Genomic DNA, 25,938 nt, shown 5'->3' on the forward strand with positions numbered 1-25,938 from the left:
CCAGCGGCAGCCCCGTCGCGCCGGTCAGGCCGGCAGCCGAAGGATCGGCTTGATGGTCTTTCCGTTCTCGCTGTCGCTGACCGCCTGGTTGATGTCGGCAAAGTCGTAGAACCTGACCAGCCGATCAAACGGGAAACGGCCCTGGGCGTGAAGCGCGATCAGTTCCGGGATGAAGACCTGCGGCACGGCATCCCCTTCCACGATGCCCATGATCCGCTTGCCCGGCACCATCACCATGTTCACGTCGAACTTGGCCTCGGTGCCAAGCTTGGGCGCGCCGACGATACCGCAGGTGCCCAGGATGGTCAGCGCATCGATCGCCTGGCGCAGTACCTCGGGCCGTCCGCTGCTTTCCAGCGTGAAGTCCGCACCGCCTCCGGTGATTTCCTGGATCGCCGCCACCGGATCGGTTTGCCGGCTGTTGACCACATGGGTGGCGCCCAGTTCCAGGGCCAGTTCCAGCCGGCTTGGCGTCACGTCCACCGCGATGATCTTTGTCGCCCCCGCAACACGGGCGGCCATGATCGCGCTCAACCCCACTGCGCCCGAGCCGAAGGCGGCAAAGCTGGCGCCAGCCGGCACCTTCATCGCGCGCAGCACCGCCCCCGCGCCGGTCTGGATACCGCATCCCAGCGGGCCGAGCAGTTCCAGTGGCGCGTCCTTCGCCACTTTGACGACATTGCGTTCCTGCGCGATGGCAAAGCTGCCGAACGACGACTGGCCGAAGAAATGATCGTGCAGCACATGCCCATGCGCATCGCAAGTGGCGGTGGAGCCATCCTTGCGGCCACCGCCGAAGTTCAGGCCGAAGAAATCGGCGCAATGCGCGGGATGCCCGGACAGGCAGGGATTGCACACGCCGCACGACGCAAAGCTGAGGACGACATGGTCGCCCGGCGCCACCGCCGCAACGCCTGCACCGGTCGCCTCGACCACGCCCGATCCTTCATGGCCGAGCACAGCCGGAAGCGGCACTGGATAATATTGATCACGCACGATGATGTCGGTGTGGCAAACGCCCACCGCGACGATCCGAACCAGCACTTCGCCCGGCCCGGGCGCCGCGATCTTGGCGGTCTCGATTGCAAAGGGAGCGCCTTGTTCGCGAGCGACGGCGGCGGTGATTTCACGCATTTCGGTCATCATCATCTCCTGGGTGTTCTTGGCTTGGCCTTGCTGCGGCGAGGCGGCGGATCAGAACGGATAGGCGGGCGCAGCGGCCTTCACGGTCAGCCACTGCCAATGGGTGAATTCCTCCCAGTTGGCCGGGCCGCCGATCGACGATCCGTTGCCCGACGCACCAACCCCGCCAAAGGGATTGACCACCTCGTCGTTCACGGTCTGGTCGTTGATGTGAACCAGCCCGGCGCGCAGTTGTTCGCCCAGCGCCATGGCGCGGCCAACGTCGTTGGAGATCACGGCTGCGGACAGGCCATATTCGGTGTCGTTGGCCATCGCGATCGCCTTGTCATCGGTATCGAACGGAACCAGCACGGCCACCGGCCCAAAGATTTCCTCGTCGAACGCGGCCATGCCGGGCGTCACGCCTTCCAGCACCGTGGGCGCGAGGCACAGGCCATCGACGGTGCCGCCCGCCGCCACCCGTGCGCCAGCCGCAACGCTGCGATCGAGAATATCGCGCGCATGATCGAGCTGTGCCTGGTTGATCAGCGGGCCGACGGCGACAGCGCCCGACATCGGATCCCCCGCCGGCAGCGCCCGCGCCTTGTCTGCCAGCTGCACGGCAAAGGCATCGAAGATCGCGCGATGGACGAGGATGCGCCCTGCCGTCATGCAGATCTGGCCCTGATGCAGCCAAGCCCCCCAAGCCGCATTGCGCACGGCCAGATCGAGATCGGCATCCTCAAGCACGATCAGCGCATTCTTGCCACCAAGTTCGAGCGAGACCTTCTTCAGGTGCCGGCTTGCGGCCTCGCCCACCTTGCGGCCTGCGGCGGTCGAGCCGGTGAACTGGATCATCGCGACATTGCGATCCTCGCACAGCGCCGCCCCCGCCGCGCCGCCACCCGGCAGCACCGCGAGCACCCCGGCCGGCAACCCGGCCAGTTCGAACAGGCGCGCGATCACATAGCCGCCGCACACCGCTGTGCGCGGATCGGGCTTGAGCACCACCGCGTTGCCCACCGCCAGCGCCGGTGCCACTGCCCGCATCGCGAGGTAGAGTGGGAAGTTGAACGGCGCGATCACCCCGACCACGCCAAGCGGGCGACGGCGGGCAAGGCTCAGCCGACCTGCCTCACTGGGCAGGACCAGGCCTTGCGCCTGATGCGGCATCGCCCCGGCCAGCTCGATCGCCTTGACGGTGATGGACAGCTCGAACTCCGCCTTGGCACGCACCGAGCCGCTTTCGCGCATGATCCAGGTGACGATCGATTCCCAGTGCGCACGCGCCAGCGCCGCCGCCTTGGGGAAGACGCTGGCCCGCACATCGGGAGCGGCCGTGGCCCAGCCGGCTTGCGCGGCGCGGGCTGCCGCCGCCGTGCGGACAACCGTTTCCGCATCGGCAGAGCCCGCACGCCCCAGCACCGCGCCGGTGGCCGGCTCGATCACGTCATAGCTATTGGCAGCCTGCACCCAAGCGCCATCGAACAGGCGACCATCGAGATGCCCATCGTCCAACAAGGTCGTCATATCACTCTCCGCTTGTTTTATTCAGATGATCGAGCAGCGCGGCCGTGAAGGCAGCGGGCTGTTCGAGATTGGACAGGTGCGCCGCGTCCAGGATAACGCCGGTCGCGCCCGCGATTCCCTCGATCAAGGCCCTCGTCTGCTCGGGCGGGGTGGCGGGGTCCTGCGCGCCCCCGATCACCAGCGTGGGCGTTTCGATCAGCCCGAGCAGTGGGCGCAGGTCCATGTCCCGAATGGCAGCGCAACAGCCCGCATAGCCTTGTGGGTCGGTGACATGCAGCGTGGCAAGGATGGCTGCGGTATTGTCCGGATCGGCGCGAAAGGCGGGCGTGAACCAGCGCTCCACCACCGCGTCGGCAATGGCCGCCATGCCCTGGCTGCGCACCGTGGCGATCCGCGCATCCCATGCCGAGGGCGGCCCCATATAGGGCGCGCTGTTGGCGATGACGAGACGGGTGAGCCGCTCGGGCGCATGGACACCCAGCCACTGCCCGGTCATGCCGCCAAGGGACAGGCCACAAAACGCGAACCGGGCAAGCCCGAGCGCGTCGGCCAGTTCCAGAACGTCGCGGCCCAGCCGGTCGAGGCCATAGCCGCCGGGCCAGGCATCGGAGGCGCCGTGGCCGCGCGTGTCATAGCGAATGACGCGGAAGTGCTGCGCGAGAGGCGCCAGTTGCGGCGTCCACATCGCGCGATCGGTGCCCAGCGAATTGGACAGGATCAGCGGCGGCGCCGACGGATCGCCATCACTGGTCCAGGCCAGACGGCAACCATCGCCAAGGGTCAGATGGTGCGGGCTCATACGCGCTCCACCACCAGCGCCAGGCCCTGGCCCACGCCGACGCACAGTGTCGCCAATCCCAGCTTGCCACCGGATTTCTCAAGCTGATGCACCAGTGTCATGGCGAGGCGCGCACCCGACATGCCAAGCGGATGGCCCAGCGCAATGGCACCGCCGTTCGGATTGACGCGGGGATCGTCGTCGGCCAGCCCCAATCCCCGCAGCACCGCCAGCCCTTGCGAGGCAAAGGCCTCGTTCAGTTCGATCGCGTCGATCGCCGCCAGCGACAGGCCCAGCCGGGCAAGAAGCTTGTGCGTTGCCGGCACGGGGCCGATGCCCATGATGCGCGGGGCAACCCCGGCACTCGCCATGCCCAGGATTCGTGCACGCGGCGTCAGGCCATGGTCGCGAACCGCCGCCTCGCTGGCGACGATCATCGCCGCCGCGCCATCGTTCACGCCCGAAGCATTGCCCGCCGTCACCGTGCCATCGGGCCGAACCACCGGGCGCAGCCGTGCCAGCGTGTCGAGCGTGGTATCGGCACGCGGGTGTTCGTCGGTATCGGTGCCCGTCTCGCGGCCCTTTCGGTCGGTGATCGTCATCGGTACGATCTCTTCGGCGAAGAAGCCGGCCGCCTGCGCGGCAGTGGCGCGCTGCTGGCTGCGCAGCGCGAACCGGTCCTGATCCGTGCGGCCGATGCCGAAATCGGCGGCCACGTTCTCGCCCGTCTCCGGCATCGAATCCACGCCATAGCCCGCCCGCATGCGCGGGTTGACGAAGCGCCAGCCGATCGTGGTGTCGTGAATTTCCGCCTGCCGGGAAAATCCGCTTTCCGCCTTGGCCAGGACGAAGGGTGCGCGGCTCATGCTTTCCACGCCCCCCGCGATCAGCAGGTCGGCGTCGCCAGCCAGGACCGCGCGGGCGGCAGTGCCGACTGCGTCGAGGCCCGATGCGCATAGCCGGTTGATCGTGACCCCGCCGACCGTTTCGGGCAGCCCGGCGAGCAGCGCTGCCATGCGCGCCACGTTGCGATTGTCCTCGCCCGCCTGGTTTGCACATCCCAGGATCACATCATCGATCGCCGCCGGATCGAAAGCGCCGCGTTCGACCAATGCCGCGATCGGCACCGCCGCAAGATCATCGGCCCGAACCGAAGACAGCGCGCCGGCATAGCGGCCGATCGGCGTGCGGACCGCATCGCAGAGAAACGCAGCAGTCACAGCAATGCCTCCGCTGCCAATGCGATCTGGAGCGGGGCACCGGTTTTTGCGGTCACTTCCTCTACCGAAATGCCGGGGGCCAGTTCGATCAAGCGCAGCCCGCCCTTTGCGCGATCGACCTTGATCACCCCCAGATCCGTGACGATCAGGTCGACACAGGCCCGCCCCGTCAGCGGCAAGGTGCAACGTTCCAGGATCTTGGGCGTCCCGTCCTTGGCGACGTGGTCCATCACCACCACCACCTGGCGGACACCGGCGACGAGATCCATCGCCCCGCCCATGCCCTTCACCATCTTGCCCGGGATCGTCCAGTTGGCGAGATCGCCATTGGCGGCAACTTCCATCGCGCCCAGCACCGCCATGTTGATATGGCCTCCGCGGATCATGGCAAAGCTGTCTGCCGAAGAGAAGAAGCTCGACGTCGGCAGCGCGGTGACCGTCTGCTTGCCGGCGTTGATCAGGTCGGGATCCTGCTCGCCGGTATAGGGAAACGGGCCAATGCCCAGCATGCCGTTCTCGCTTTGAAGCGTGACGGTGATGCCCTCGGGCACATGGTTGGCAACCAGCGTCGGGATGCCGATCCCCAGGTTGACGTAATAGCCGTCGCGCAGTTCACGCGCCGCGCGCGCTGCCATGGCATCGCGGGTCCAGCCTTTCGCATCGGTGCCCATCAGGCGTGCTCCCTTTCGCGGGTCGTCAGCTTCTCGATCCGTTTCTCGTTGATCGTCGCACGCACGATGCGATCGACATAGATGCCCGGCGTATGGATGCAGTCGGGATCGAAGCTGCCTTCCGGCACGATCTCTTCCACTTCGGCCACCGTCACGCGGCCTGCGGTTGCCATGTTCGGGTTGAAGTTGCGCGCGGTCTTGCGGAACATCAGATTGCCGGCCGGATCGGCGCGCCACGCCTTCACGATCGCAAGGTCTGCGCGCAGCCAGGTTTCGCGCACATATTCCTCGCCCTCGAACGTCTCGACCGGCTTGCCCTCGGCCACCACGGTGCCAACGCCGGTGCGCGTGTAAAAGGCGGGAATGCCCGCCCCGCCGGCGCGAATGCGCTCGGCCAGCGTGCCCTGCGGGTTCAGTTCCAGTTCCAGCTCGCCAGACAGGTATTGCTGCTCGAACAGCTTGTTCTCACCCACATAGGACGAGATCATCTTGCGCACCTGCCGGCTTTCCAGCAGCATCCACAAGCCGAACCCATCGGCACCGGCATTGTTGGAAATGACAGTCAGCTGCCGGACGCCCGATGCCCGGATGACGGGAATGAGGCTTTCGGGATTGCCCGAAAGGCCAAAGCCGCCGGACATGATCGTCATCCCGTCGAACAGCAGGCCCTCCAGGGCCGCGGCCGGGCTGTCATAGATTTTGCTGGTCATGCTTGCGTCCGTTATCCGAGATCGCCGCCCGCGACGGGCAGCACCGTTCCGGTGATGTAGGAAGCCTCGTCCGAGGCGAGGAACAGGATCGGCGCGACCTGCTCCGCGATGGTGCCGTAGCGTTTGAGCAGCGCCGACTGGGTGACCTGCTCGACCACGTCCGCCATCCAGGCCTGCTCTTGCGCGCTATCGCCATCGGGATTGCGCGGCACCCGGCGCGGGGGGGCCTCGGTCCCGCCGGGGGCGGTTGCAACCACGCGAATGTTGTTCGCGGCATATTCCATCGCCAGGCTTTGGGTGAGCGCGTTCACCCCGCCCTTGGCGGCCGAGTAAGGCCCCCGGCGGATGCCGCGCGTGGCGTTGGACGAGATATTGACGATCGTACCGCGCCCCCTGGCAAGGAAATGCGGCAGCGCGGCGTGGCAGCACCACAGCGTTGGCATCAAGGAGCGCCGAATCTCCGCTTCGATCTGCGCGGGTTCGAAGGCATCGAACGGGCGCATGCGGATCGCGCCGCCAACGCCGTTGATGAGGATATCGAACCCGCCGAACCGGGCAACCGCTGCGGCCATCGCCGCCGATGCGCCTTCGTGGGTTTCCACATCGGCAACGAAGGCGGCGGCTTCGCCTTCGGCGGCTGCAGCAACTTCGTCCACGAACGGCGCCCGATCGACGAACAGCACGCGTCCGCCTTCCAGGGCAGCGCGTTCGGCAACGCTGCGGCCGATGCCCTGCGCCGCGCCGGCCACCACCAGAACCTTGCCGGCAAAGCGTGCCTGCGCGCTCATGTCGGCACCGCTTCGGTCGGCGCGAACTTCTCGTAATGGAAATGCGCCGGTGTCAGCCCCCGGTCGCGCAGCGCGGTGCGCACCGCCGCCACCATCGGTGGCGGCCCGCACAGATAGAGATCGCAATTCCCCACATCGAACGGCACGCCGTCAAGGTGATCGGTGACATAGCCATGGCGCGGATGCGCGGCATCAAGGCTGCTGATACATGCGCTCCAGGTGAAGCCCGGCAGCCGCGCCGCCAGTGCGTCAAGCCGATCGGTTTCCACCAGATCGCGCTCTTCGGTCACGCCATAAAGCAGATGGAGCGGCGCATTGCAGCTACGGTCGGCCAGCACTTCCAGCATCGACAGGATCGGGGCAAGCCCGGTGCCGCCGGCCAGCAGCAGGACCGGCCGGGTGACATCGCGCAGGAAGAAGCTGCCCTGCGGGCCGACCATCGACAGCCGATCACCAGGGCGCGCGGTTTCCACCAGCCAGCGGCTCATCCGCCCGCCCGGCACATTGCGGATCAGGAACTGCGCTTCGGCGGCCCCAGGCTTGGAGCTGAACGAATAGGAGCGGGACTCATTCGTGCCGGGCACGAACAGGTTCACGTATTGCCCCGGCAGGAAGGCCAGCGCCTCGGGCCGATCAAGCGCGACGCGCAGCTGGATCGTGCTTTGCGAAACAAGCTCCACCGAGACAACAGTGCCCTCGTGCGCCCTGGGCGCCACCTTGCACGCCTGCGCAGGCACCGGCACGGCAACGATGCAGTCCGACGCGGGCACCATCTGGCAGGTCAGCACCAGCCCCTCGCCCGCTTCGTCGGCGCTCAGCGCTTCCTCGAGATAGTCGTCGCCCATATCGTAGCGGCCCTGCTCGCAGCGGCACTTGCAAGTGCCGCAAACCCCGTCCGAACAGTCCATCGGCAGGTTGACCTTCTGCCGATAGGCGGCGTCGAGCACGGTTTCGCCAGGATTGCAGTCGATGATGCGGGTGGCGCCGTCCTCGAAGGTGAGCGCGATGCGATAGGTCATTCCAGCCTCTCCCGGCCAGCGTCGCGGATCACAGGTGATAAATGTCCACGACCTGGTGAATATAATCGTTTTTCAGCACCACCTTCTTGGCGGTGATCACCGGCCTCTCGCCCGACACGTCGAGCGTGTAGAAGGACGTGCCGAAGAACTGGCTCGTCACCGCATAACGATGGCTGAGCGTGTGCCAGTTAAAGCGCAGATCGACCGCGCCTTCGCGCTCGGCCAGCAGTTCGACATTGGCGATCATGTGGCTGGTGCGCGGCTCGGGCGTGCTCGCGCCCGAACGCTCGGTCTTGATGCGGAAGACGCGGTCTTCCAAGCCCTGCCGGTTGGGATAATAGATCAGCGAGACATGGCGCTGCGGATCTTCGACCAGACGGTCATCGTCATCCCAGGCCGGCATCCAGAACGTTGCGTCCGGCGCATAGCAATCGAGCCATGCGTCCCATTCGCGATCGTCCAGCAGCCGCGCCTCACGGTGCAGGAAGGCAAGCACGTCCTCACGCGCGATCGGGCGTTGCAACGGCGCGGTCATGCCACGGCCCTCAGGCTGGTGGCTGGCGGCACCGCCGCGCCATCGCCGCCCCCGTCGCCTCCCGCTTCGATCGCCGCAAGCAGCGCCTGTGCCCAATATTCGTGCTGGCGCACGAACAGGCCCTCGTCCTCGCTGCGCTCGCCGCTCAGGATCGGGTCCAGCCCCATCGCGCGGGCATTGTCGTCCGGCCCTTCGATCCAGCGCGTGGCGCCGCGGCTCAGGTCGTTCCACAGACTGCCGGCGCCGGCATAGGCGGTCTGGCAAGCGCGGAACTCCTCCAGATCGTCAGGCGTGCCCATGCCGCTGACGTTGAAGAAATCCTCATACTGGCGCAGCCGCAGCGCCCGCTCGGTGGCGCTTTCGCCCTTGGGCGCAAAGCAATAGATCGTGACTTCGGTCTGATCCACGCTGATCGGCCGCACCACCCGGATCTGGGTGGAAAACTGGTCCATCAGATAGACATTGGGATAGAGGCAAAGGTTGCGCGTCTGATCGACGATGAACTTCGCGCGGGCTTCCCCCAGCCGCTGCGCCAGCGCCTCGCGATGGGCATGGATCGGCCGCACTTCAGGGTTGAGCAGTTGCGTCCACAGCAGGATATGTCCGTTTTCAAAGCCATAGACGCCGCCAACGCTTTTCGACCAGCCATTGGCATCGACGGTGCGCGTGCCTTCCTCGTCGTAGTCCCGATGCGCCATGGTGGCGGCATAGTTCCAGTGGACCGTGCTGACGTGATAGCCGTCGGCGCCGTTCTCGATCTGGAGCTTCCAGTTGCCGTTGTAGGCGTAAGTCGAGCTGCCGCGCAGCACTTCGATCCCGTCGGGCGCCTGGTCGACGATCTGGTCGATGATCGTGCGCGTCGCGCCGAGATAGTCGGCAAGCGGCTGCACCTCTGCGCGCAGGCTGCCGAACAGGAAGCCGCGATAGCTTTCAAAGCGCGCGATCCGCGTCAGGTCGTGCGATCCGGCCGTGTCGAAGGCGTCGGGATAGCCGCCGCTCTTGCCGTCCTTCACCTTGAGCAGCCGGCCGGTATTGCTGAACGTCCAGCCGTGGAAGGGACACGTGAAGCTGCCCTTGTTGCCATGCTTGCGACGGCACAACGTGGCGCCGCGATGCGCGCAGGCGTTGATGAACCCGTGCAGTTCCCCGCCCTTGTCGCGCGTGACGACAACCGGGGTGCGCCCGATCCAGGTGGTGAAATAGTCGTTCGGCTCGGGGATCTGGCTTTCATGCGCCAGGTACACCCAATTGCCTTCGAAGATGTGCTTCATCTCCAGATCGAAGAGATCGGGATCGGTGAACACATCGCGGCGGCAGCGGAACAGGCCCGCCTCGGGGTCGTCGACAACCGCGCTGGCGATGCGTTCGGCAAGGGTCGAAGTCACGGTCGGGCTCCTCTCAGGCCAGGGCAGGCTCGGCAGCCGCACGGCTGCGGGCGGAAAGTTGTTCGTCTTCGGCGCCAGCCGCGCGCTGCAGGCTGAAATCGAAGGCGATATAGGCGCTGTCGCCCTGACGCTGCGGCACCGGCAGCAGCCCCTCGCGGGTGCCAAAGGCGAAATCGTCCCTGGCGAAGGGATCGTCGCCGAAGTTGATCTGCGTGGTCAGCGTACGATAGCCCGGCGCCTCGATGAAGAAATGGACGTGGGCCGGGCGATTGCCGTGACGTCCCAGCGCCTGCATCAGCACGTCCGTAGCTCCGCCCGGCGGCACGCTGTAACCGTTGGGCATGCGCGAATGAAAGCTGTAGCGCCCGTCCGGGCCCAGCTTGATGCGGGCGCGGTTGTTGAACGGCGTCTGCTCCCCGGTCGGGTCGAAATGCGAATACCACCCCTTGGAGTTCGCGTGCCAGACATGCAGGATCACGTCGGGAACCGGCTCGCCGTCCGGCCCGGTCACACGCCCGTTCATGTAGAGCGCGCCGGTATCGTCAGGGTCCTTGCTCAGGTTGACATCGCCTTCCACCAGCGGCGCACCGGCGACATAGAGCGGTCCTTCAATGGTGCGCGGCGTACCGCCGGTCAGCCCCGCCTCGGCATCCTTGGCGTCCATGAACAAGTCGAGAAAATGCTCCAGCCCGGTCCCGGCCACGAGCAGGCCGAACTCGTCCGCGCCCTGCTGCAGGAAGGTGACGGCCTGCCAGAATTCGCTTTCGCTCACGTCATGGCGGACGATCACAGCGGCAGCCGCCTCGATGATATCCCGCATGATCGCCTTGACGCGCGGCGAACCGTCAGCGCTGCCGATGCCGGCCGCCGTGTCAAAAAGGGCCTGGACCTCGTGGGTCTTGACGAAACTGTCGTCCATTTTCTCTCTCCTTGTCGTCCGGCGCCTGGGACGCCTGTCGTTTGCTTGCGGATCAGCGGTCGTCGTCGTGCAGCGAGGATGGATGCCGGCAGAGCGGCGTCACGCGGATCGTCATGAAAGGGTAGAGCGGCAAGCCGACCAGCAGATCGTGCAGTTGCGCATTACTCTCGACATCGAAGATGCTGACGTTCGCATAGCGCCCGACCACCCGCCAGATATGGCGCCAGGTGCCTGCCCGCTGCAGTTCCTGGAACCGCGCCTTTTCCGCATCCTTGAGCCGCTGCGCTTCCGTCGGATCGAATCCCAGCGGGATGGCGACGTCCATTTCAACCTGGAACAGCATCAGCCGCGCGCTCCCAGCACATGAAGCGTCGGAGCCGTGCGGTCACGCCGGAAGCGGGCGAGCCGGTCTTCGTCGATGGCAACGCCCAGGCCAGGCCCGTCGGGCACTTGCAGTGCGAAATCGGCATAGACCAATGGCTCCTCGAGAATCTCCTCGGTGAGCAGCAGCGGCCCGAACAGTTCGGTCCCCCAGGCCAGGCGCGGCAACGTGGCGAAGAGCTGCGCAGAGGCGGCCGTTCCCACGCCCGCCTCCAGCATCGTGCCGCCATAAAGGCCCACGCCAGCCGCATCGGCGATGGCGGCCACTTCGCGCGCCGGCAAGAGCCCGCCCGACTGGGCGATCTTGAGCGCAAAGACGCGGGCGCCGGCATGGGCGGCGATCGTGAAGGCCGATCGCGGACCGTGCAGCGCCTCGTCCGCCATCAGCGGAAGGGCATGCCGCGCCGAAAGACGCGCCATCGCGGCCAGCGCATCCCGGGCGACCGGCTGCTCGACGAGATCACATCCGGCTTCGGCCAGCAAGGCCATGCCGAGATCCGCCTGGGTCTCGTCCCAGCCCTGGTTGACGTCGACCCGCACGCTGCCGCGATCGCCGATCGCACGCTTGATCGCGGCAACGTGCGCCACATCCGCGCGCACGTCGCGCTTGCCGATCTTCAGCTTGAAGATGTTGTGGCGCCGCGCGGCGATCATCGCCTCGGCCTCCTCGATGTCGCGCCCGGTATCGCCGCTGGCCAGAGTCCAGGCGACCGGCATGCTGTCGCGCACACGGCCCCCACCGATCAGGTCCGCAGCCGGGATGCCCAGCCGCTTGCCAGCCACATCGAGCAGCGCGCTTTCCACCGCGCTTTTGGCGATGCGGTTGCCCACGACGTGGCGAGAGATCGCGGCCATCGTTTCGGCCACGCGGCGCAGATCGCAGGTCGCCAGGACCGGCGCGATATAGGTGTCGATCGCCAGCTTGATGCCCTCGGCGCTTTCCTCGCCATAGCTGAGGCCGCCGATCGTCGTGCCTTCGCCGATACCCTCGATGCCATCTGCGGTAAGGATACGCACCAGCACGATGGTCTGGCGGTGCATCGTTGCCATTGCCAGCACATGCGGGCGGATCGTCGGCAGATCGACGAGAATGGCTTCGACCGACTGAAGCGCAACCTTCACAAGCAATTCCCGAAATTGGTGTTCGATGCCGGCTAGGTAGGATCCGGGAGGGCGCGCGCCAAAGACTATTGCAGTCTCCAATCGATACCTATTAGGTATGGCGCATGATAAACCTGCGCCAGCTTCGCTATTTCGTCGCCGTTGCTGAAGAGCGGAACTTCACCCGCGCGGCAGACCGGCTGCACATCGCGCAGCCCCCGCTCAGCCGGCAAATCCAGCAACTGGAGGCCGAAATCGGCGCCCCGCTGTTCGATCGCGCCGCAAGACCCTTGCGCCTCACCCCCGTGGGTCGCCTGGTTTTCGAACAGGCGACGCAACTGCTGGGAAGAATGGGCGAAATGCGCGACATGGTGGCCCGCGCGGTGAAGGCCGAGCAGCGCCGTTTCGCCATCGGCTTCGTCGCCTCCACCATCTATGCGCGGCTGCCACCGCTGATCCGCGAGTTCCGTCGCCGCGCCCCCCAAGTCGACTTGTCCCTGGGCGAACTGGTCAGCCTCGATCAGATCGCCGCGCTCAAGGAAGGGCGGATCGACGTCGGTTTCGGCCGGATCAGATTCGAGGATGACGCCGTGCGGCGCATCGTTCTCCGCGAGGAGCGGCTAGTCGTGGCCATCCCTGCGGAGCACCGGCTGGCGACGGCAACGACACCCCTGTCTTTCGATGAACTATCCGGCGAGCCGCTCATTCTCTATCCCCGCGAGCCGCGCCCCAGCTATGCCGATCAGGTGCTGAGCCTGTTCCGCGACCGCGGCATTTCACCCCGCATCGCCCACGAGGCACGCGAGTTGCAAATCGCCATCGGGCTGGTCGCAGCAGAGGAAGGGCTGTGCATCGTGCCGGAATCGGTGCGCAAGTCGCTGATCGACGGCGTCACATTCCACGATCTGGCCGAGCCCGCGACATCACCGATCATCATGAGCCACCGCGCCGAGGACCACACCCCCGAGCTGGCACTAATGGCCGAAATCGTCGCGCGCATGTACAGCCTGTGGGGCTACGCGGTGCCGGACAAGATCCTCAAGCTGGCCGGCCTGAGCGTCGATGCGCTCGTGCGGCCAGAGGCTTCCACACCCTGAAAGTATCGGCCACATATCGACATGGTCTTGGACGCTATCTCCGACCATCTGCCATGTCCCTGGTGAAGCCGCACCATCGGCCACATCGCCGCCGAACCGGCCGCAGGGAGAGAAAAAGATGAAAACGCCGCTCGTGGCAGCCAGCGCGCTTGCCATTGCCTGTTTCCCGACCATGGCACTGGCGCAGCACACGGACAGCACATCACCGCACTGGTATGTTCGGGCAGCGGTTGGCCACATCGCCTTCGATGAAAAGGCGCAAGTCAAAGTGGGCGGCGAGCCCCTTCCCGGCGCCAACGGTACGCTGTCGAACAACACCACGCTGACGACGGAATTCGGCTACCATCTCACGCCGCATCTGTCTTTGGCGGCCACACTGGGCATCCCGCCGGAAACCACACTCACCGCGGCCGGCTCGCTGGCGGGAGCCGGCGTGCTGGGCAAGGTGCGCTATGCGCCGGGCAGCTACACCCTGCGCTATCATTTCGGCGCACCCGGCGCCCGCATAAGGCCTTACGCCGGCGCTGGCCTTAACTGGACGATCGTTCTCAAGAATCACGATGGCCTGCTGCACAACATTCGCGCTTCGGACACCACAGGCCCGGTCGTGACAGGCGGCGCCGACATCGCCTTGAGCCGCCGCCTGGGTGCCTTTGCCAGCGTTATGAAAGTCTGGACGCGGACAAACGCCAGCTTCGACATGCCTACCCCGGCCGGGCTGGTGCCAGGCACCACCCGCCTGCAGATGAACCCGACCCTGTTCCAGGCCGGCGTGCAGGTCCGCTTCTAAATCCGTCGGGACGCCCTGCCGAGGTCTACACCCAAGCACCGCCGTCTGGCCCCCACTGCGCCAGACGGTGTGGAGATTCTATAAGAACCACCGCCCAGCAGAGCTCAGCAGCTTCAACCGCGGCTTGGCGCAACATCGGCATGCGATGGTAGAGGAGTTGAAGGCAAGCGCCGTCGCCATTCAAGCACGGTGGCGCTATGGCACGTCATGATGCAGATTCTGATCGATGCCGACGCCTGCCCGGTGAAAGAGGAAACCTACAAGGTTGCATTCCGCTACAACGTACCGGTGGTTGTGGTCAGCAACAGCCCGATCCGCGTGCCACGCGATCCGCTGATATCGCGCAAGGTCGTGAGCGAGGCGTTCGACGCGGCCGACGACTGGATCGTCGAGAACACCGTCGCCGGTACGGTTGTGATCACCGCAGACATCCTGCTGGCCGACCGCTGCCTGAAATTGGGGGCCACGGTGATCGCACCGAACGGCACCCCATTTACCAGCGCCTCGATCGGCAGCGCCATCGCCATGCGGGCGATCATGTCCGATCTGCGCGCCGGCGGTGAGCAGGTTGGTGGACCTGCCCCTTTCAGCAAGACCGATCGCTCACGCTTTCTGTCCGCGCTGGATCAGGCGCTAACCAGACTGCGGCAACGGAGCGGATGACGGCGAACTGTCCATTTTCACGCCCATTCGATACGCTCAGTGCGTGAAATTGAAGCGATGATCTGTCGGTATTTCCGGCTGTGATACGCTTGCCCTCCTGCTTCAGGCGACGCTTTGTGCGCGCTGAAACCAAGGTAAGATCGTCTCGTGATTGGCAGATGAATGATTTGCCGTTTGAAAGGGGCGGGATGCGAGCGATGAGCCCGACCTCTGAAAGCGGCAGCGATCGACCAGGCAACGCGCGCGGAATGGCAAGGATTGGCGCAAGCCGATGTCCTCGTGCCGCATCGGAACAGCATGGGTGGGTCGGGGCTCGCCATCTGCGTCCGTTGCGCTGGTTTGCAAAAGTCAGACGTTGACTGACAACCCGAAATTCAATCTGCCTTTCGCAACAGGCGGATCCGGACCAGACCGATGCGGTCCATAGGAATAATGGTCAGGCGTTCGTCTCCATTGATGACTCGCCCTGCCTTCCAGCCATCTTCGGTGAAGCGCCCTTCCTCGACCCGGTCGATTTCGACGAGGCCTGCCCTGTCAGCAAAATCAACCGTGAACCCACGACCCATTACCAGAAAGCTGCCGTTGCCCTCATCAATGACAAGGCCAAACGGGCGACCATCCCCTGGCGCTGGCTGACCATGCTCGGTTTCGCTGGGCAATGGCGCGGGCACAGGCGGGGCCTGAAGGCCAGCATCGAGCAACATTTGCTTGAGCAACACCTGCGTCTCACGCACCGTGATTGTATAACCGCCCAGATGAATTTCGGTCAGTTTCCCGTCGTCGATCAGAATTCCGGCAATGCGCTTCTGCGCCTGTGCCCGCGTGATCACGTCATCCATATTGGCCAGCATTGCATAGGCCTGCGCCAACTGACCGTCCGGCTTGCCGTCCTCGATGCCAAAGATGGAATAGCCGAGCGCGCCATGCTGGCCCAAGGCCCAGAACAGATTGCCGGTGCGGAATTGCGCCTCGGGCACAAAGAGTGGATTACCCGCGTGATCATAATCGGCCAGTGGCACCTTGGCATCGGGTACGTAGATGTCTGGCGAAAGCATGTCGAGCGAAGGGGCTGCCGCCTTCCATACGTCCAGCACCCGCTTGGCAGGTCCGCCGCTGGGATATTGCCCAGCCATTGGCTGCCCATCCTGCGGCCCCAGCCAACCATTGACATACATGGGTAGAGGTAGGGCCTTTTTGCCCTCTGCGGCCAGCGCCTCCATATAGCGGGCGAAATGCCACGCCATAAACACTTCTTCGGCCTGCCAGTCCGTACCGAAGACCTGCGCCCAGGTTCCACTGCCGCGGCGCCCCTGACGCGCCCACAAATCTGCCAGTTCAGGGCGCAAAGCCTGCCAGTGTGCGTTCAGATATTGGAGCAGGGACGCGGGTACCTGCTGCCCCCAAGCCGCATTCGCTAGTGATGAACGGTCTCGGCTATCATGCAACATGCCGGTTTCGTTGTTGACCTGCACCATGATGACGCGATGATCAGGATCGGCCTGTGCCAGATGCTTCATAAAGGCAGCAAAAGCGCGCCGATCAGCATTCAGCAGTTCGGGCGAAAAGACCGACAAAACAGGCTTGGGCATGGCGCCCGGATAGGTAAAGGCTTCTGCAAACTGGCCTTTTGCCACGGCACGGGGGAAACGGGCAGGATTGGCGCGCACCCAAGTCGGCGCATAGGTCGAACTGGCATTCTTGAACGCTCCGAACCAAATCAGCACCAGCCGCATATCGTGCTGACGGGCCCGCGCAATCTGGGCGTCGATCAGAGTATAATCAAAACGACCTTCCTGCGGTTCGAAGTCTTCCCAACTCACCGTGCTGACCACAGTGCGGACGTGCATCGCTTTTAATTTGTCCCACACCGGCTGCATGTATTCGGAGTTGGAGGCGCTGGAATTGTGCAATTCGCCACCAAGCGCGAGGTATGGCTTGCCATCCACAAGCAGCTGGCGATTTCGGATGACCGGCAATTCCTCGGCATGCGCAGCAGGAAGGAGCGCCCCCGTCGCCAAGGCCATCAACGAGCCCAGCAGAATCCTCTTCACAATGCATCCCCTCTTCGATTTTTGCTCGATGGCGCGCGAAGCTTAAGTAGAACAAAGGTTCTGATATGACAATGGAGGCTCTTGCCGCGTGCGATCCAATTTGCGGGGCGACCGCATGTACGGCCGCTTTCGAGACAAGCGGGCGTTCGAGTGCCAAATGCCTGACGGCTTGACCTGATCAAAACTCGCCCTTTGGCATCGTTGGTCCCTGCACCTTGAACCAACTCGAAGCAACGGTGCCCCTACAAGTCAAATGCCGATCAAAGTGGTCCTTCTGGACTCTCCGCGAGAAAGGCCGAGAGCCAAACGGAATTTCGTCCCTTGCGGGCAGTCCACCAATTCAAGCTGCGCGGCGCGAATCTGGCCTTTGCCACGTTTGCGGCGCACCTTGAGCAAGCGGCGCAAATCACGCAGGGGCGCGACAGTCGAACGCAGGGCATGCAACGGCAGCCGCTCGTGCAGATTGTGTGCAGAGGCTCGTTCACAACAGACTCTTGCTGGTGATGCCAAGGCACGTCGATCCACAGCCTCGCATGTGCAGCCCACGGTTCAAAGCCGCCGCTATGGCCGCCGCTCATGCGCCTGAGTTGAGGCGTCGGAACCTGTCGTTCGTTCAGAGCGACGAGTCCGGCACGGCCCGGCGGTAGAACTCCGCAGGCCGGAACGCGGTCTGCGCCTCGCGCTGACCGGTGCCTTCGATCCATCCCGTGTCGAGCAAGCGGCGGCGGAACGCTGGTTTGTTGACCGCCTTGCCGATGATCGCCTCGTGCACTTCCTGTAAGTCACGCAAGGTGAACAACTCGGGCAAGAGCGCCAGCGCAACCGGTGCATAGTCCAGTTTGCCGCGCAGGCGTTCGATCGCCAGTTCGATGATGGCAGCGTGATCGAAGGCCAGCGGCGCTTGCGAGCCAGCCGCCGGCGCCAGCAGCAGGTCTTCTCGCTTGGCAACAGCATCGGTCAGGCATGCTGCAGGCATTAGGGCAAAGTACGCGACGCTGACCACGCGCATGCGAGGATCGCGGTCGGGATCACCAAATGTGTAAAGCTGTTCCAGCCAGCCTTCCGCCATGCTGGCTTTCTCCATCAGAACCCGGCGCGCGGCCTGTTCCAGCGTCTCGCCTGGGCCGACGAAACTGCCCGGGAGCGCCAGGGATCCGGCAAAGGGTGATTGCCCACGCCGCTGCACAAGCACGGACAAGCGCCCCTCAACCACCGTCATCAGCACGAGATCGACCGTCACCGCCACTGGTGGGTAATCGGCAGGATTGTAAAGTTCGGGAGCGGCCTCAGACATCAGGCATACTTAGATGTTGACGGCATATATGCAAAATGGATATTAGAGTTCCATCGCGAGCCGGGGAGTCCGCCTCGCCTTACCATTCGAGGGAGTCTCGAACATGAGCACGATCGATTTCGGCGTCTTCATCGGACGCTTTCAGCCGCTGCATTTGGGCCATGAACACGTCATTTCCCATGCGCTGGAGCGGGTCAAACACCTGATCGTACTGGTCGGCTCGGCCAATGTCGCGCGCGATCCGCGCAATCCGTTCACCTATGCCGAGCGCGAAGCCATGCTGCGCCGCGCTTTCCGCCATGAAATGGCCGAGGGCCGCCTGATCGTAGCTCCGCTCGATGATCACCTCTATTCCGACACCGCCTGGGTTGCCCAGGTGCAGCGCGTGGTCCGCGGCATTGTCCTGGACCATGGCAATCATCATGGGTTCCAGAACCACGGGATAAGCGATTTCCGGGTGGCTCTCACCGGATACGGCAAGGATGCCTCTTCCTATTACCTGAAGCTGTTTCCCGAATGGGAAAACCTCCAGATCGACAGCCAGTACGGCACGTTCTCTTCCTCTCATGTCCGTCGCCGCTATTTCCAGCGTATTCCCGAAGTGCCAGCCGCGATCCTCCCGGCCAGCGTTGCCCAGTTCATGCACGAATTCATGCTGGGTGATGTGTTCCGCAGGCTGCTGGAGGAAGCCGAATATCTGGAAGCCTACCCCGCGCAGTGGGGCAAGGGGCCTTTCGTCACGGCCGACGCGGTGGTGATCCAGTCTGGCCACATCCTGCTGGTCGAGCGCGGCGGTCATCCAGGCAAGGGCCTGCTGGCACTGCCGGGCGGCTTCGTCGCGGCGGACGAGCGCATCCGTGACGCAGCAATCCGCGAACTGCGCGAAGAGACCGCGATCAGTGATGGCAAGGGGCAGATCCCGCCCGCCATGCTTGCAAGCTTCATCGAGGATGCCCGCACCCGTGTGTTCGATGCGCCCACCCGCTCTCTGCGCGGCCGCATCATCACCCATGCCTTCCTGTTCCGCCTGCCCGAGCGGCGCAAGCTGTTCAGCGTCAAGGGGGGCGATGATGCCGCCCATGCGCGCTGGTACCGTTTCGGAGACCTCAGCCCGGACATGTTGTTCGAGGATCACTGGGCGATCATCGAGGCAATGGCCGACCTTTGAACGCCTGTGCGGGGGAGTCCCGCCCGGCCTGATCATGTGAGGAGTTCACATCATGACCAATCCCATCCTGGCAACCGACAGCTACAAGCAAAGCCACTTCCTGCAATACCCGCCCGAAGCGCGCGCGATCAGTGCCTATGTCGAGGCGCGGCCGAACGACTTTGCCGACCGCGTGTTGTTCCTGGGGCTGCAACCCTACCTGATGGACTACCTCGGCCGTCCGGTGACGAGAGCCGACATCGAAGAGGCGGAAGCGATCTGCGCAGGCCACGGCGTGCCGTTCAACCGCGCGGGCTGGGAAGCGATTGTGGCCGATCACGGCGGCTACCTGCCGCTGGATATTCGCGCGCTGCCCGAAGGTACCATCGTGCCCACCGGTACGCCCCTGGTGCAAGTGGAAAACACCGATCCACGCATGCCATGGCTGACCACGTTCGTGGAGACCGCCCTGCTCCGCGCGATCTGGTACCCCACCACCGTGGCCACGCTGAGCTGGCAGTGCCGCCAGATCATCCGCGCCGGGCTGGAAAAGACCAGCGAGGAGCCGGATGGGCAGTTGCCGTTCAAGCTGCACGATTTCGGTGCACGCGGCGTCAGCAGCGCGGAGAGCGCAGCGCTGGGCGGCATGGCCCACCTCGTCAACTTCATGGGCACCGATACCATGGAAGCGCTGCTCGCCGCGCGCCGCTACTACGGGGCGGACATGGCCGGCTTCTCGATCCCTGCCGCCGAGCACAGCACGATGACCAGCTGGGGCCGGGAGCGCGAGGAAGCGGCCTACCGCAATATGCTCGATGCTTTTGAGGGTGAAGGCCGCCTGGTGGCAGTCGTCTCTGACAGCTACGACCTTGATGCGGCGCTGCAAGGCATCTGGGGCGGCGCTTTGCGCGAAAAGGTGCTTGGCCGGAAAGGCACCGTGGTCATCCGTCCCGACAGCGGCGATCCGGTCGAAACGCCGGTGCGCACGCTGAAGACGCTGTGGGAGGCTTTCGGTGGCAGGGTCAATGCCAAGGGCTACCGCGTGCTCGACCCGCATGTGCGCATGATCCAGGGCGATGGCATGACCATCGCCACCATCGCGCAATTGATCGATCGCGTGGTCGCAGAAGGCTTTGCCATTGACAACATCGCCTTCGGCATGGGGGCCGGAATGCTGCAGAAGGTCAACCGCGACACCTTGCGCTTTGCCATGAAGGCCAATGCCATGCGCGATGCACAAGGCCTGTGGCATGATGTCTTCAAGAACCCTGCGACGGACCCTGGCAAGGCCAGCAAGGCGGGCCGCCAGGCGGTTGTCCTGCGCGAAGGCAGGATGGTTGCCGCACGGCGCGACGATACCGTGCCTGGCCAAGACCTGATGGTGCCGGTCTGGCGCAACGGCGAGATGCTGGTGCGGCACACCTTCGACGACATCCGCGCCCGGGCCGCAAAATGACCGGCAAACAAAACGTAAGGGCGCTGGTGGTCACACCGCCGGCGCCCTTGCCACCCCCCGGCGATCGGCTGCGCATATTCCCGGCGGGCAGCATTGATGGAGGGCAGGCGCCAGATTGGCATGCCGAGGTGATTACCGTGCTGGCCGATTGGCGATGTGGCCATCTTCAACCCTCGTCGCGCATCTAGGTCGTGAACTCATAAATGGCGCCCCGAGGCGGCAGTTTCCGACGCACAACCTCCGGCCGGCTAGCGCCAACCAAGTGAGCCCTGGCACACAAAACAACCGCAAGCCCGCCCATTATCCCAGACTGCCGGCAAACCGTTCTGCCAGACGACCAAGCTTGAAAGCCTCGGATACACAGTCAACGAACGCGCGGGTTTTGCCGGGCAGCAGCGTCCGCGAGGCGAAATAGATCGAGATCGCTCCCGCGTCGGCGTACCATTTCGGCACCAGTCGAATGAGGGCGCCGCTTTCTAGATCGTTGATGACATCGGCCACAACAAGCATCGCAACGCCCAGGCCCAACAACGCGGATCGCCGCATCGCCGCCGGATCATTGAAGACAAATGCCTCCTTAAGTTGCACTGGAATTTGCTCTCCAGCGGCGTCTCGCATGATCCAGTGCCGTACCCGTCCTGACTGGAGCGAGCGCATGACGATACCGTCCAGGTGAGCCAAATCTGCCGGGTTGGCGGGGAGGCTGCGTCCCGCCAAATAGGCCGGCGATGCCACCGCAATAATGTGAGCCGGGGCCAGATTGCGCGCCACGACACCCGGGGACAATTCGAACCCGCCACCGATAGCGACATCGTAGCCTTCGGCGATGATGTCGACCTGCCTGTTCTCGAAATGCCATTCTGGACGGATGGCGGGATAGCGCGCGATGAAGCCGGGGAGGAGCGGCAGGATGTGCATGGTGCCCAAGGTCGGTGCCATACTCACCTTGAGCACGCCGGACGGCGCACCGCCGGCCCTCGCCACGCCTGCAATCGCCGCCTGTATGTCGCTCAGGCTTCCTGAAATCGCCTGTCGGAACGCTTCGCCCGCTTCCGTCAGCGTCAACCTGCGCGTCGAGCGGTGGAAGAGACGGACGCCCAGATTGCGTTCCAGCATGGCGACATTGCGGCTGACGGCAGCCGGCGTGATCGCGAGACGGCGGGCCGCTTCGGAAAAGCTGCCATGATCAGCGCTGCGAACGAAGGATTCCAGATTGGCGAGCGTCTCCATGGCTTCATCTTCAACCATCAATTGAAGATAATGCAAGCCATATACGGCTAATCGTTGATGTTAGCCTGGGTCATATTCCCTTCACCAACACACCTGGAGTGAAGATGATGACGACCAACTCCCAACCCCTCCTTGGCAAGGTAGCCTTGGTCACCGGCGGCACCCGTGGCATTGGCGCAGCCATTGTCCGTCGCCTTGCCCGCGATGGCGCAGACGTGGTGTTCAGCTATGCCGCTTCGGCGGATCAGGCTGCAGCCCTTGTGCAGGAAGTCGAGGCCCTTGGTCGGCGCGCAGTGTCTATCCGCGCGGATCAAGCAGTCGCCGCCGAGGTCACTGCGCTCGTAAGGGATGCACATGCCGCATTCGGCCAGCTCGACATCCTCATCAATTCTGCAGGTGTCTTCGTCACCGGAATGGTCGATGATGCAGAGGCTGACCTTGCTGCGTTCGACCGTCAGATTGCGGTGAATGTAAAGGCAGTCGCGACAGCTGTTCGGGCGGCGGTGCCACTCCTCAGCGATGGCGGACGCATCGTCTCGATCGGCACTACCGGCGCTGTTCACGTCCCCTTTGCAGGCGCGGCGGACTATATTGCCACGAAGGCGGCGGTGGCAGCCTATAGCCGTGGTTGGGCACGCGACCTTGGTCCGCGTGGCATCACTGTCAACGTGGTTCAGCCCGGCGCGATCAATACCGACATGAACCCGGAAACCGGCGACTTTGCGGCCATGCTGAGCGGCCTTGCTGCGCTTGGCCGCTATGGCCAGCCGGAAGACATCGCCAATGCCGTCGCGTTCCTGGCCGGACCGGACGCCAGCTATATCACGGGCGCCACGCTCAACGTCGATGGCGGCCAGCTCGCCTGAGCGCGCGCTTCCCAACCACAATACGCACATCGAAGGATGAAAAGCATGACGAGCATCGGAATCATCGGTGCGGGGCAGATCGGCAGTGCCATCGCCCGCGCCCTGGCCAACAAGGGCATTCCCGCAACGATCGCCAACAGCCGTGGACCAGAGAGCTTGCAGGATTTCCTTTCCGAAGTCGGCCCTGCCATCACGGGCGGCACCGTCGCCGAGGCTGCCACGAAAGACATCGTCTTCGTCGCGGTAAACTGGTCGCGCTTGCCCGAGCTGTTCGCAACCCTGCCCGATTTTGCCGGGCGGATCGTGGTGGATACCAACAATCCCATCGAGGCGCCGCTGTTCAAGCCGGCCGACCTGGGCGGGCTCGCCTCATCCGAGGTAGTGGCGGGGCTGGCGCGCGGTGCGAAGCTGGTCAAGGCCTTCAACCACCTACAGCCCCAACTCCTGTCCGGCGACCCGCGCAGCGAAGGTGGTAGGCGCGTCTTGTTCTATTCGGGCGACGATGCACCGGCCAAGGAAGAAGTCGGCGCGCTCATCGACCGGCTGGGCTTTGCCGGAATCGATCTGGGTGCGCTCGCTATCGGCGCCCGCCTCGTGCAGTTTCCGGGTGGTCCGTTGCCCGCCCTCAACCTCGTCAAGTTTGGCTGACCTCCAGGCCGCCCAGAAAGGAATGTGCCATGACTGACACCACAGCCACGCAACCCGCCGCAGAGCCAGGCTATGACGCTCTGCTTCGCGCCAATCTTGAGCGCATCTTCAACGAGCGCGATCCGGCGCGACGCGACGCGGCCATCGCAGACCTCTATGTAGTCGATCCCGTCATGTACGAACCCGACGCCATCGTGGCAGGGCGTCAGGCCATCTCGGACGTCGCCGGAAAGCTCATCGACAACTTCGGCCCGGATTTCGCCTTCGTGCCGGAAGGCAAGGGTCTGGGCCATCACGGCATGGCAACGCTGCGTTGGCACGCTGGCACACCCGGCAATCCCGCAACAGTCATCGGCGCTGATACCGCAGAAATCATCGACGGTCGTATTGCCCGGCTCTGGGTGCTGCTCGATCTCTCTCCGAACAATTGAAACACGCTCTGCATAAGGACGTTTTCCCATGACCGATCTTTTCTCCCCGTATCACCTGGGCCGACTCGCGCTTTCCAATCGCCTCGTCATGGCCCCGATGACCCGCAGCCGTGCGCAGGGCGACGGCACTCCCGGCGCAAGTGCCGCGATCTATTATGGCCAGCGCGCCAGCATGGGCCTGATCATCAGCGAGGGTACGCAACCGTCTGACGACGGGCAGGGCTATCTGACCACGCCCGGCATCTACACGCCCGCCCATGTCGCCGGTTGGCGCAAAGTCGCCAATGCCGTGCATGCCGGGGGCAGCCACCTGTTCATCCAGCTCATGCATGTCGGCCGGATGTCGCATCCTGACAACACGCCGCATCACCGGCAGGCACTGGCCCCAAGCCCGATTGCGCCGGGCACGCCTATGTTCACGCCCAGGGGCATGCTGGATATTCCCGTGCCGCGCGCCATGACGCAGGCCGACATCGACCAGACCATTTCCGATTTTCGGCATGCCGCGCGTAGCGCCATCGAAGCAGGAGCCGACGGGGTCGAGATCCACGGCGCCAATGCCTATCTGATCCATCAGTTTTTGGCGCCAAGCGCCAATGCCCGCACCGACCGCTACGGAGGACCGATCGAGAACCGCGCTCGCTTCGCCATCGCGGTTGCGGCGGCCGTGGCGGACGAGATTGGCGCCGAGCGCACGGGCATCCGCTTGTCACCCGGAATGGCGATGTGGGGCATTGATGAGGGGCCGGACAGCGCCGACCTTTATCGCCATCTAGTAGCGGAGCTCGACAAGCTCGATCTCGCCTATCTGCACATCACCCATAACGTGCCCGATGGCCTACTGCGCGAACTGCGAGCAGCGTGGCACCAGACCTTCATCCTCAACCGCCCCGGACGGGCGCGCGACACGATCGGTGCCGACATCGCGTCAGGCCTTGCAGACCTCGAATCATACGGCGTCATGGTACTGGCGAACCCCGATTTCGTTGAACGTGTCAGGGCAGATGCACCGCTCAACCAAGGCGACCGTGCGAGCTTCTTTGGCGGGAGCGATGCTGGCTATATCGATTATCCATCGATGGGAAACGCCACCGAAGATCAGCACGGGTGACCACCCGGATTCTCAATCTCCTGTCAGAAAAACCATCATGACCAACTTCATCACCGGCTGCCTACGTCGCCCGCTACGGCATAGCGCAGGGCCGCGTGGCCAAGGCCATTGTGGTGAGCGCAGTGCCGCCGATCATGCAGAAGACTGAACACTACCCTGGCAGCCCGCCGATCAAGATCTTCGACGGCCTACGTGCCGGACTTGCTGGCAACCGGGCGCAATTTTTCCGCGTCTTGCGTCGTATTTTTGGGTAGCCCAGCGCGCTGCCGGAGGGGGCACATAGCGGAGAGGGTGGAATCGAAACAATCATCTAAGTGATTGTTTTTCAAAAAAAGAAAAAATTTGCGCGCTTTACCCCACATTTCTGCCCCTTGATTGTCTATAATCGATAAATCACAACAACTTGTGCATTCCCCTCAGCCTTCAGACTGCCATGCCATCAGCCTGAGCAAGATCGCGATTTTCTGTGGGGAAGAACTTGGCCATGCTTCCTTCGAGCCGTTGACTCCAGTCTTTAGAAGCCATGGCAGGCGCCTAACAGCTAGCATCGCGATAACTATGCGGGCCAAGCGCAGCCGCCTTGCCTATAAAGAATAGTCGGATCGACCTTGGTCAAGACGCTGGCAGTACGATTCGCAGTAAGCCAGCGGGATTTCGCCATGATGGTACCAGTGGCGAGCCACTTTGCAGCATAGACCTGGTCGATGGACTTCGTGGCCGACACGTTCGGCGCTTCCCGTCGGCTGAGCATCCTGGTGATCAACGATGACGCCTGCCGCGAGAACCTGTGCCTGGTGAGGGACACCAGAAACTCGGGCGTGCAGGCAAGCATCTCGATTCTGCTGCTGCACTGCTGATCGCCGAGAACGGCAGGGGTATCGCCCATACTGTTGGTCGATAGCCCTTACAGGCTCTCCAGCGAAATGGCCGCCTGTTCCCGATGCTACCGTAATTCGTTTGTATGGCCTTAGTGCTGGCCGCCGCGGCTTTAGCGC

General features: G+C 64.1%; 26 protein-coding genes and 1 pseudogene. 11 read left to right on the forward strand and 16 right to left on the reverse strand.

What is annotated here, in order from left to right; translation table 11 throughout:
• Positions 1-24: 24 nt before the first annotated feature.
• From FHT19_RS09620 to FHT19_RS09680, 13 genes are read right to left on the reverse strand one after another with little or no spacing between them, the layout of a single operon-like run.
• On the reverse strand, positions 25-1,143 hold the full coding sequence (locus tag FHT19_RS09620) for an NAD(P)-dependent alcohol dehydrogenase (RefSeq protein WP_211184814.1): 1,119 nt from the start codon (positions 1,141-1,143) through the stop codon (positions 25-27).
• 51 nt (positions 1,144-1,194) lie between these two features.
• A complete protein-coding gene (locus FHT19_RS09625; RefSeq protein ID WP_169474747.1) occupies positions 1,195-2,652 on the reverse strand; it encodes a benzaldehyde dehydrogenase in 1,458 nt (485 codons plus the stop codon).
• Between the two features lies 1 nt (position 2,653).
• The gene (gene pcaD / locus FHT19_RS09630; protein ID WP_169474748.1) at positions 2,654-3,451 is read right to left on the reverse strand and encodes a 3-oxoadipate enol-lactonase; all 798 of its coding nucleotides are present in this window, start codon (positions 3,449-3,451) and stop codon (positions 2,654-2,656) included.
• Complete coding sequence (pcaF, locus tag FHT19_RS09635) at positions 3,448-4,650, reverse strand: 3-oxoadipyl-CoA thiolase (RefSeq protein WP_169474749.1); 1,203 nt, start codon at positions 4,648-4,650, stop codon at positions 3,448-3,450. Before pcaF ends, pcaD begins: the two co-directional genes overlap by 4 nt.
• Positions 4,647-5,321, reverse strand: a complete 675-nt coding sequence (locus FHT19_RS09640; RefSeq protein ID WP_169474750.1) for a 3-oxoacid CoA-transferase subunit B — start codon at positions 5,319-5,321, stop codon at positions 4,647-4,649. Before FHT19_RS09640 ends, pcaF begins: the two co-directional genes overlap by 4 nt.
• Positions 5,321-6,031 carry a CoA transferase subunit A gene (locus FHT19_RS09645; protein WP_169474751.1) on the reverse strand — a complete coding sequence of 237 codons (711 nt, stop codon included), beginning with the start codon at positions 6,029-6,031 and terminating at the stop codon, positions 5,321-5,323. The genes FHT19_RS09640 and FHT19_RS09645 overlap by 1 nt, the downstream gene beginning before the upstream one ends.
• Positions 6,032-6,042: 11 nt before the next feature.
• Positions 6,043-6,819: a benzoate diol dehydrogenase BenD gene (gene benD, locus FHT19_RS09650; protein ID WP_169474752.1), complete on the reverse strand. Its 777-nt coding sequence runs from the start codon at positions 6,817-6,819 to the stop codon at positions 6,043-6,045.
• Positions 6,816-7,838 (reverse strand): benzoate 1,2-dioxygenase electron transfer component BenC, encoded by a 1,023-nt coding sequence (gene benC, locus FHT19_RS09655; protein ID WP_169474753.1) that lies wholly within the window; start codon positions 7,836-7,838, stop codon positions 6,816-6,818. Before benC ends, benD begins: the two co-directional genes overlap by 4 nt.
• 28 nt (positions 7,839-7,866) lie before the next feature.
• Complete coding sequence (gene benB, locus FHT19_RS09660) at positions 7,867-8,373, reverse strand: benzoate 1,2-dioxygenase small subunit (RefSeq protein ID WP_169474754.1); 507 nt, start codon at positions 8,371-8,373, stop codon at positions 7,867-7,869.
• Positions 8,370-9,758 carry a Rieske 2Fe-2S domain-containing protein gene (locus tag FHT19_RS09665; RefSeq protein WP_169474755.1) on the reverse strand — a complete coding sequence of 463 codons (1,389 nt, stop codon included), beginning with the start codon at positions 9,756-9,758 and terminating at the stop codon, positions 8,370-8,372. Before FHT19_RS09665 ends, benB begins: the two co-directional genes overlap by 4 nt.
• Positions 9,759-9,771: 13 nt before the next feature.
• Positions 9,772-10,677 carry a dioxygenase gene (locus tag FHT19_RS09670; protein ID WP_169474756.1) on the reverse strand — a complete coding sequence of 302 codons (906 nt, stop codon included), beginning with the start codon at positions 10,675-10,677 and terminating at the stop codon, positions 9,772-9,774.
• Between the two features lie 52 nt (positions 10,678-10,729).
• Positions 10,730-11,020 (reverse strand): muconolactone Delta-isomerase, encoded by a 291-nt coding sequence (catC, locus tag FHT19_RS09675; protein WP_169474757.1) that lies wholly within the window; start codon positions 11,018-11,020, stop codon positions 10,730-10,732.
• Complete coding sequence (locus tag FHT19_RS09680) at positions 11,020-12,180, reverse strand: muconate/chloromuconate family cycloisomerase (protein WP_348981744.1); 1,161 nt, start codon at positions 12,178-12,180, stop codon at positions 11,020-11,022. Before FHT19_RS09680 ends, catC begins: the two co-directional genes overlap by 1 nt.
• A gap of 107 nt (positions 12,181-12,287) precedes the next feature.
• On the opposite strand from FHT19_RS09680, the gene FHT19_RS09685 reads away from it, so the two are divergent.
• The 3 genes from FHT19_RS09685 (at position 12,288) to FHT19_RS09695 (ending at position 14,709) form a co-directional block, all read left to right on the forward strand.
• On the forward strand, positions 12,288-13,256 hold the full coding sequence (locus FHT19_RS09685; RefSeq protein WP_169475032.1) for a LysR family transcriptional regulator: 969 nt from the start codon (positions 12,288-12,290) through the stop codon (positions 13,254-13,256).
• A gap of 118 nt (positions 13,257-13,374) precedes the next feature.
• Positions 13,375-14,046: an OmpW family outer membrane protein gene (locus FHT19_RS09690; RefSeq protein ID WP_169474758.1), complete on the forward strand. Its 672-nt coding sequence runs from the start codon at positions 13,375-13,377 to the stop codon at positions 14,044-14,046.
• Between the two features lie 210 nt (positions 14,047-14,256).
• Entirely contained in the window at positions 14,257-14,709 is a 453-nt protein-coding gene (locus FHT19_RS09695) for a YaiI/YqxD family protein (protein WP_169475033.1), read from the forward strand.
• Positions 14,710-15,083: 374 nt separating this feature from the next.
• Here the strand turns inward: FHT19_RS09695 and FHT19_RS09700 are convergent, their stop codons facing one another.
• Together FHT19_RS09700 and FHT19_RS09705 are read right to left on the reverse strand one after the other, a co-directional pair.
• Positions 15,084-16,760 carry a DUF5597 domain-containing protein gene (locus FHT19_RS09700; protein ID WP_248290357.1) on the reverse strand — a complete coding sequence of 559 codons (1,677 nt, stop codon included), beginning with the start codon at positions 16,758-16,760 and terminating at the stop codon, positions 15,084-15,086.
• Between the two features lie 613 nt (positions 16,761-17,373).
• Positions 17,374-18,000: an NUDIX domain-containing protein gene (locus tag FHT19_RS09705; protein ID WP_248290358.1), complete on the reverse strand. Its 627-nt coding sequence runs from the start codon at positions 17,998-18,000 to the stop codon at positions 17,374-17,376.
• 157 nt (positions 18,001-18,157) lie between these two features.
• Here FHT19_RS09705 and FHT19_RS09710 point away from each other — a divergent pair, with 157 nt between their 5' ends.
• Positions 18,158-19,222 (forward strand): bifunctional nicotinamide-nucleotide adenylyltransferase/Nudix hydroxylase, encoded by a 1,065-nt coding sequence (locus tag FHT19_RS09710; RefSeq protein WP_169474760.1) that lies wholly within the window; start codon positions 18,158-18,160, stop codon positions 19,220-19,222.
• A 52-nt stretch (positions 19,223-19,274) separates the two neighbouring features.
• Complete coding sequence (locus FHT19_RS09715; protein WP_169474761.1) at positions 19,275-20,657, forward strand: nicotinate phosphoribosyltransferase; 1,383 nt, start codon at positions 19,275-19,277, stop codon at positions 20,655-20,657.
• A 300-nt stretch (positions 20,658-20,957) separates the two neighbouring features.
• Here FHT19_RS09715 and FHT19_RS09720 read toward each other — a convergent pair whose 3' ends face one another.
• On the reverse strand, positions 20,958-21,905 hold the full coding sequence (locus FHT19_RS09720) for a LysR family transcriptional regulator (protein ID WP_248290359.1): 948 nt from the start codon (positions 21,903-21,905) through the stop codon (positions 20,958-20,960).
• An 86-nt stretch (positions 21,906-21,991) separates the two neighbouring features.
• Here FHT19_RS09720 and FHT19_RS09725 point away from each other — a divergent pair, with 86 nt between their 5' ends.
• The 6 genes and pseudogenes from FHT19_RS09725 to FHT19_RS09750 form a co-directional block, all read left to right on the forward strand.
• Positions 21,992-22,753 (forward strand): SDR family oxidoreductase, encoded by a 762-nt coding sequence (locus FHT19_RS09725; RefSeq protein WP_348981743.1) that lies wholly within the window; start codon positions 21,992-21,994, stop codon positions 22,751-22,753.
• Between the two features lie 45 nt (positions 22,754-22,798).
• Positions 22,799-23,401, forward strand: coding sequence for an NAD(P)-binding domain-containing protein (locus FHT19_RS09730; protein WP_169474762.1), 603 nt, complete (start codon positions 22,799-22,801; stop codon positions 23,399-23,401).
• A 29-nt stretch (positions 23,402-23,430) separates the two neighbouring features.
• The gene (locus FHT19_RS09735) at positions 23,431-23,832 is read left to right on the forward strand and encodes a nuclear transport factor 2 family protein (RefSeq protein ID WP_169474763.1); all 402 of its coding nucleotides are present in this window, start codon (positions 23,431-23,433) and stop codon (positions 23,830-23,832) included.
• A gap of 28 nt (positions 23,833-23,860) precedes the next feature.
• Positions 23,861-24,943, forward strand: coding sequence for an alkene reductase (locus FHT19_RS09740; protein ID WP_169474764.1), 1,083 nt, complete (start codon positions 23,861-23,863; stop codon positions 24,941-24,943).
• A gap of 95 nt (positions 24,944-25,038) precedes the next feature.
• Positions 25,039-25,197, forward strand: a complete 159-nt coding sequence (locus FHT19_RS09745; RefSeq protein WP_211184731.1) for a hypothetical protein — start codon at positions 25,039-25,041, stop codon at positions 25,195-25,197.
• A 444-nt stretch (positions 25,198-25,641) separates the two neighbouring features.
• Positions 25,642-25,773, forward strand: a pseudogene (locus tag FHT19_RS09750) (IS3 family transposase); the annotation flags it as partial.
• Positions 25,774-25,938 lie beyond the last annotated feature (165 nt).

This window comes from Novosphingobium sp. SG919 (assembly GCF_012932495.1).
Classification (GTDB): domain Bacteria; phylum Pseudomonadota; class Alphaproteobacteria; order Sphingomonadales; family Sphingomonadaceae; genus Novosphingobium; species Novosphingobium rhizosphaerae.

Coding starts and splice junctions, on each gene's coding strand:
- FHT19_RS09620 (WP_211184814.1), bottom strand. CDS start 1,143: ATGACCGAAATGCGTGAAATCACCGCCGCCGTCGCTCGCGAACAAGGC.
- FHT19_RS09625 (WP_169474747.1), bottom strand. CDS start 2,652: ATGACGACCTTGTTGGACGATGGGCATCTCGATGGTCGCCTGTTCGAT.
- pcaD (WP_169474748.1), bottom strand. CDS start 3,451: ATGAGCCCGCACCATCTGACCCTTGGCGATGGTTGCCGTCTGGCCTGG.
- FHT19_RS09640 (WP_169474750.1), bottom strand. CDS start 5,321: ATGGGCACCGATGCGAAAGGCTGGACCCGCGATGCCATGGCAGCGCGC.
- FHT19_RS09645 (WP_169474751.1), bottom strand. CDS start 6,031: ATGACCAGCAAAATCTATGACAGCCCGGCCGCGGCCCTGGAGGGCCTG.
- benD (WP_169474752.1), bottom strand. CDS start 6,819: ATGAGCGCGCAGGCACGCTTTGCCGGCAAGGTTCTGGTGGTGGCCGGC.
- benC (WP_169474753.1), bottom strand. CDS start 7,838: ATGACCTATCGCATCGCGCTCACCTTCGAGGACGGCGCCACCCGCATC.
- benB (WP_169474754.1), bottom strand. CDS start 8,373: ATGACCGCGCCGTTGCAACGCCCGATCGCGCGTGAGGACGTGCTTGCC.
- FHT19_RS09670 (WP_169474756.1), bottom strand. CDS start 10,677: ATGGACGACAGTTTCGTCAAGACCCACGAGGTCCAGGCCCTTTTTGAC.
- catC (WP_169474757.1), bottom strand. CDS start 11,020: ATGCTGTTCCAGGTTGAAATGGACGTCGCCATCCCGCTGGGATTCGAT.
- FHT19_RS09690 (WP_169474758.1), top strand. CDS start 13,375: ATGAAAACGCCGCTCGTGGCAGCCAGCGCGCTTGCCATTGCCTGTTTC.
- FHT19_RS09695 (WP_169475033.1), top strand. CDS start 14,257: ATGCAGATTCTGATCGATGCCGACGCCTGCCCGGTGAAAGAGGAAACC.
- FHT19_RS09710 (WP_169474760.1), top strand. CDS start 18,158: ATGAGCACGATCGATTTCGGCGTCTTCATCGGACGCTTTCAGCCGCTG.
- FHT19_RS09715 (WP_169474761.1), top strand. CDS start 19,275: ATGACCAATCCCATCCTGGCAACCGACAGCTACAAGCAAAGCCACTTC.
- FHT19_RS09720 (WP_248290359.1), bottom strand. CDS start 21,905: ATGGTTGAAGATGAAGCCATGGAGACGCTCGCCAATCTGGAATCCTTC.
- FHT19_RS09725 (WP_348981743.1), top strand. CDS start 21,992: ATGATGACGACCAACTCCCAACCCCTCCTTGGCAAGGTAGCCTTGGTC.
- FHT19_RS09730 (WP_169474762.1), top strand. CDS start 22,799: ATGACGAGCATCGGAATCATCGGTGCGGGGCAGATCGGCAGTGCCATC.
- FHT19_RS09735 (WP_169474763.1), top strand. CDS start 23,431: ATGACTGACACCACAGCCACGCAACCCGCCGCAGAGCCAGGCTATGAC.
- FHT19_RS09740 (WP_169474764.1), top strand. CDS start 23,861: ATGACCGATCTTTTCTCCCCGTATCACCTGGGCCGACTCGCGCTTTCC.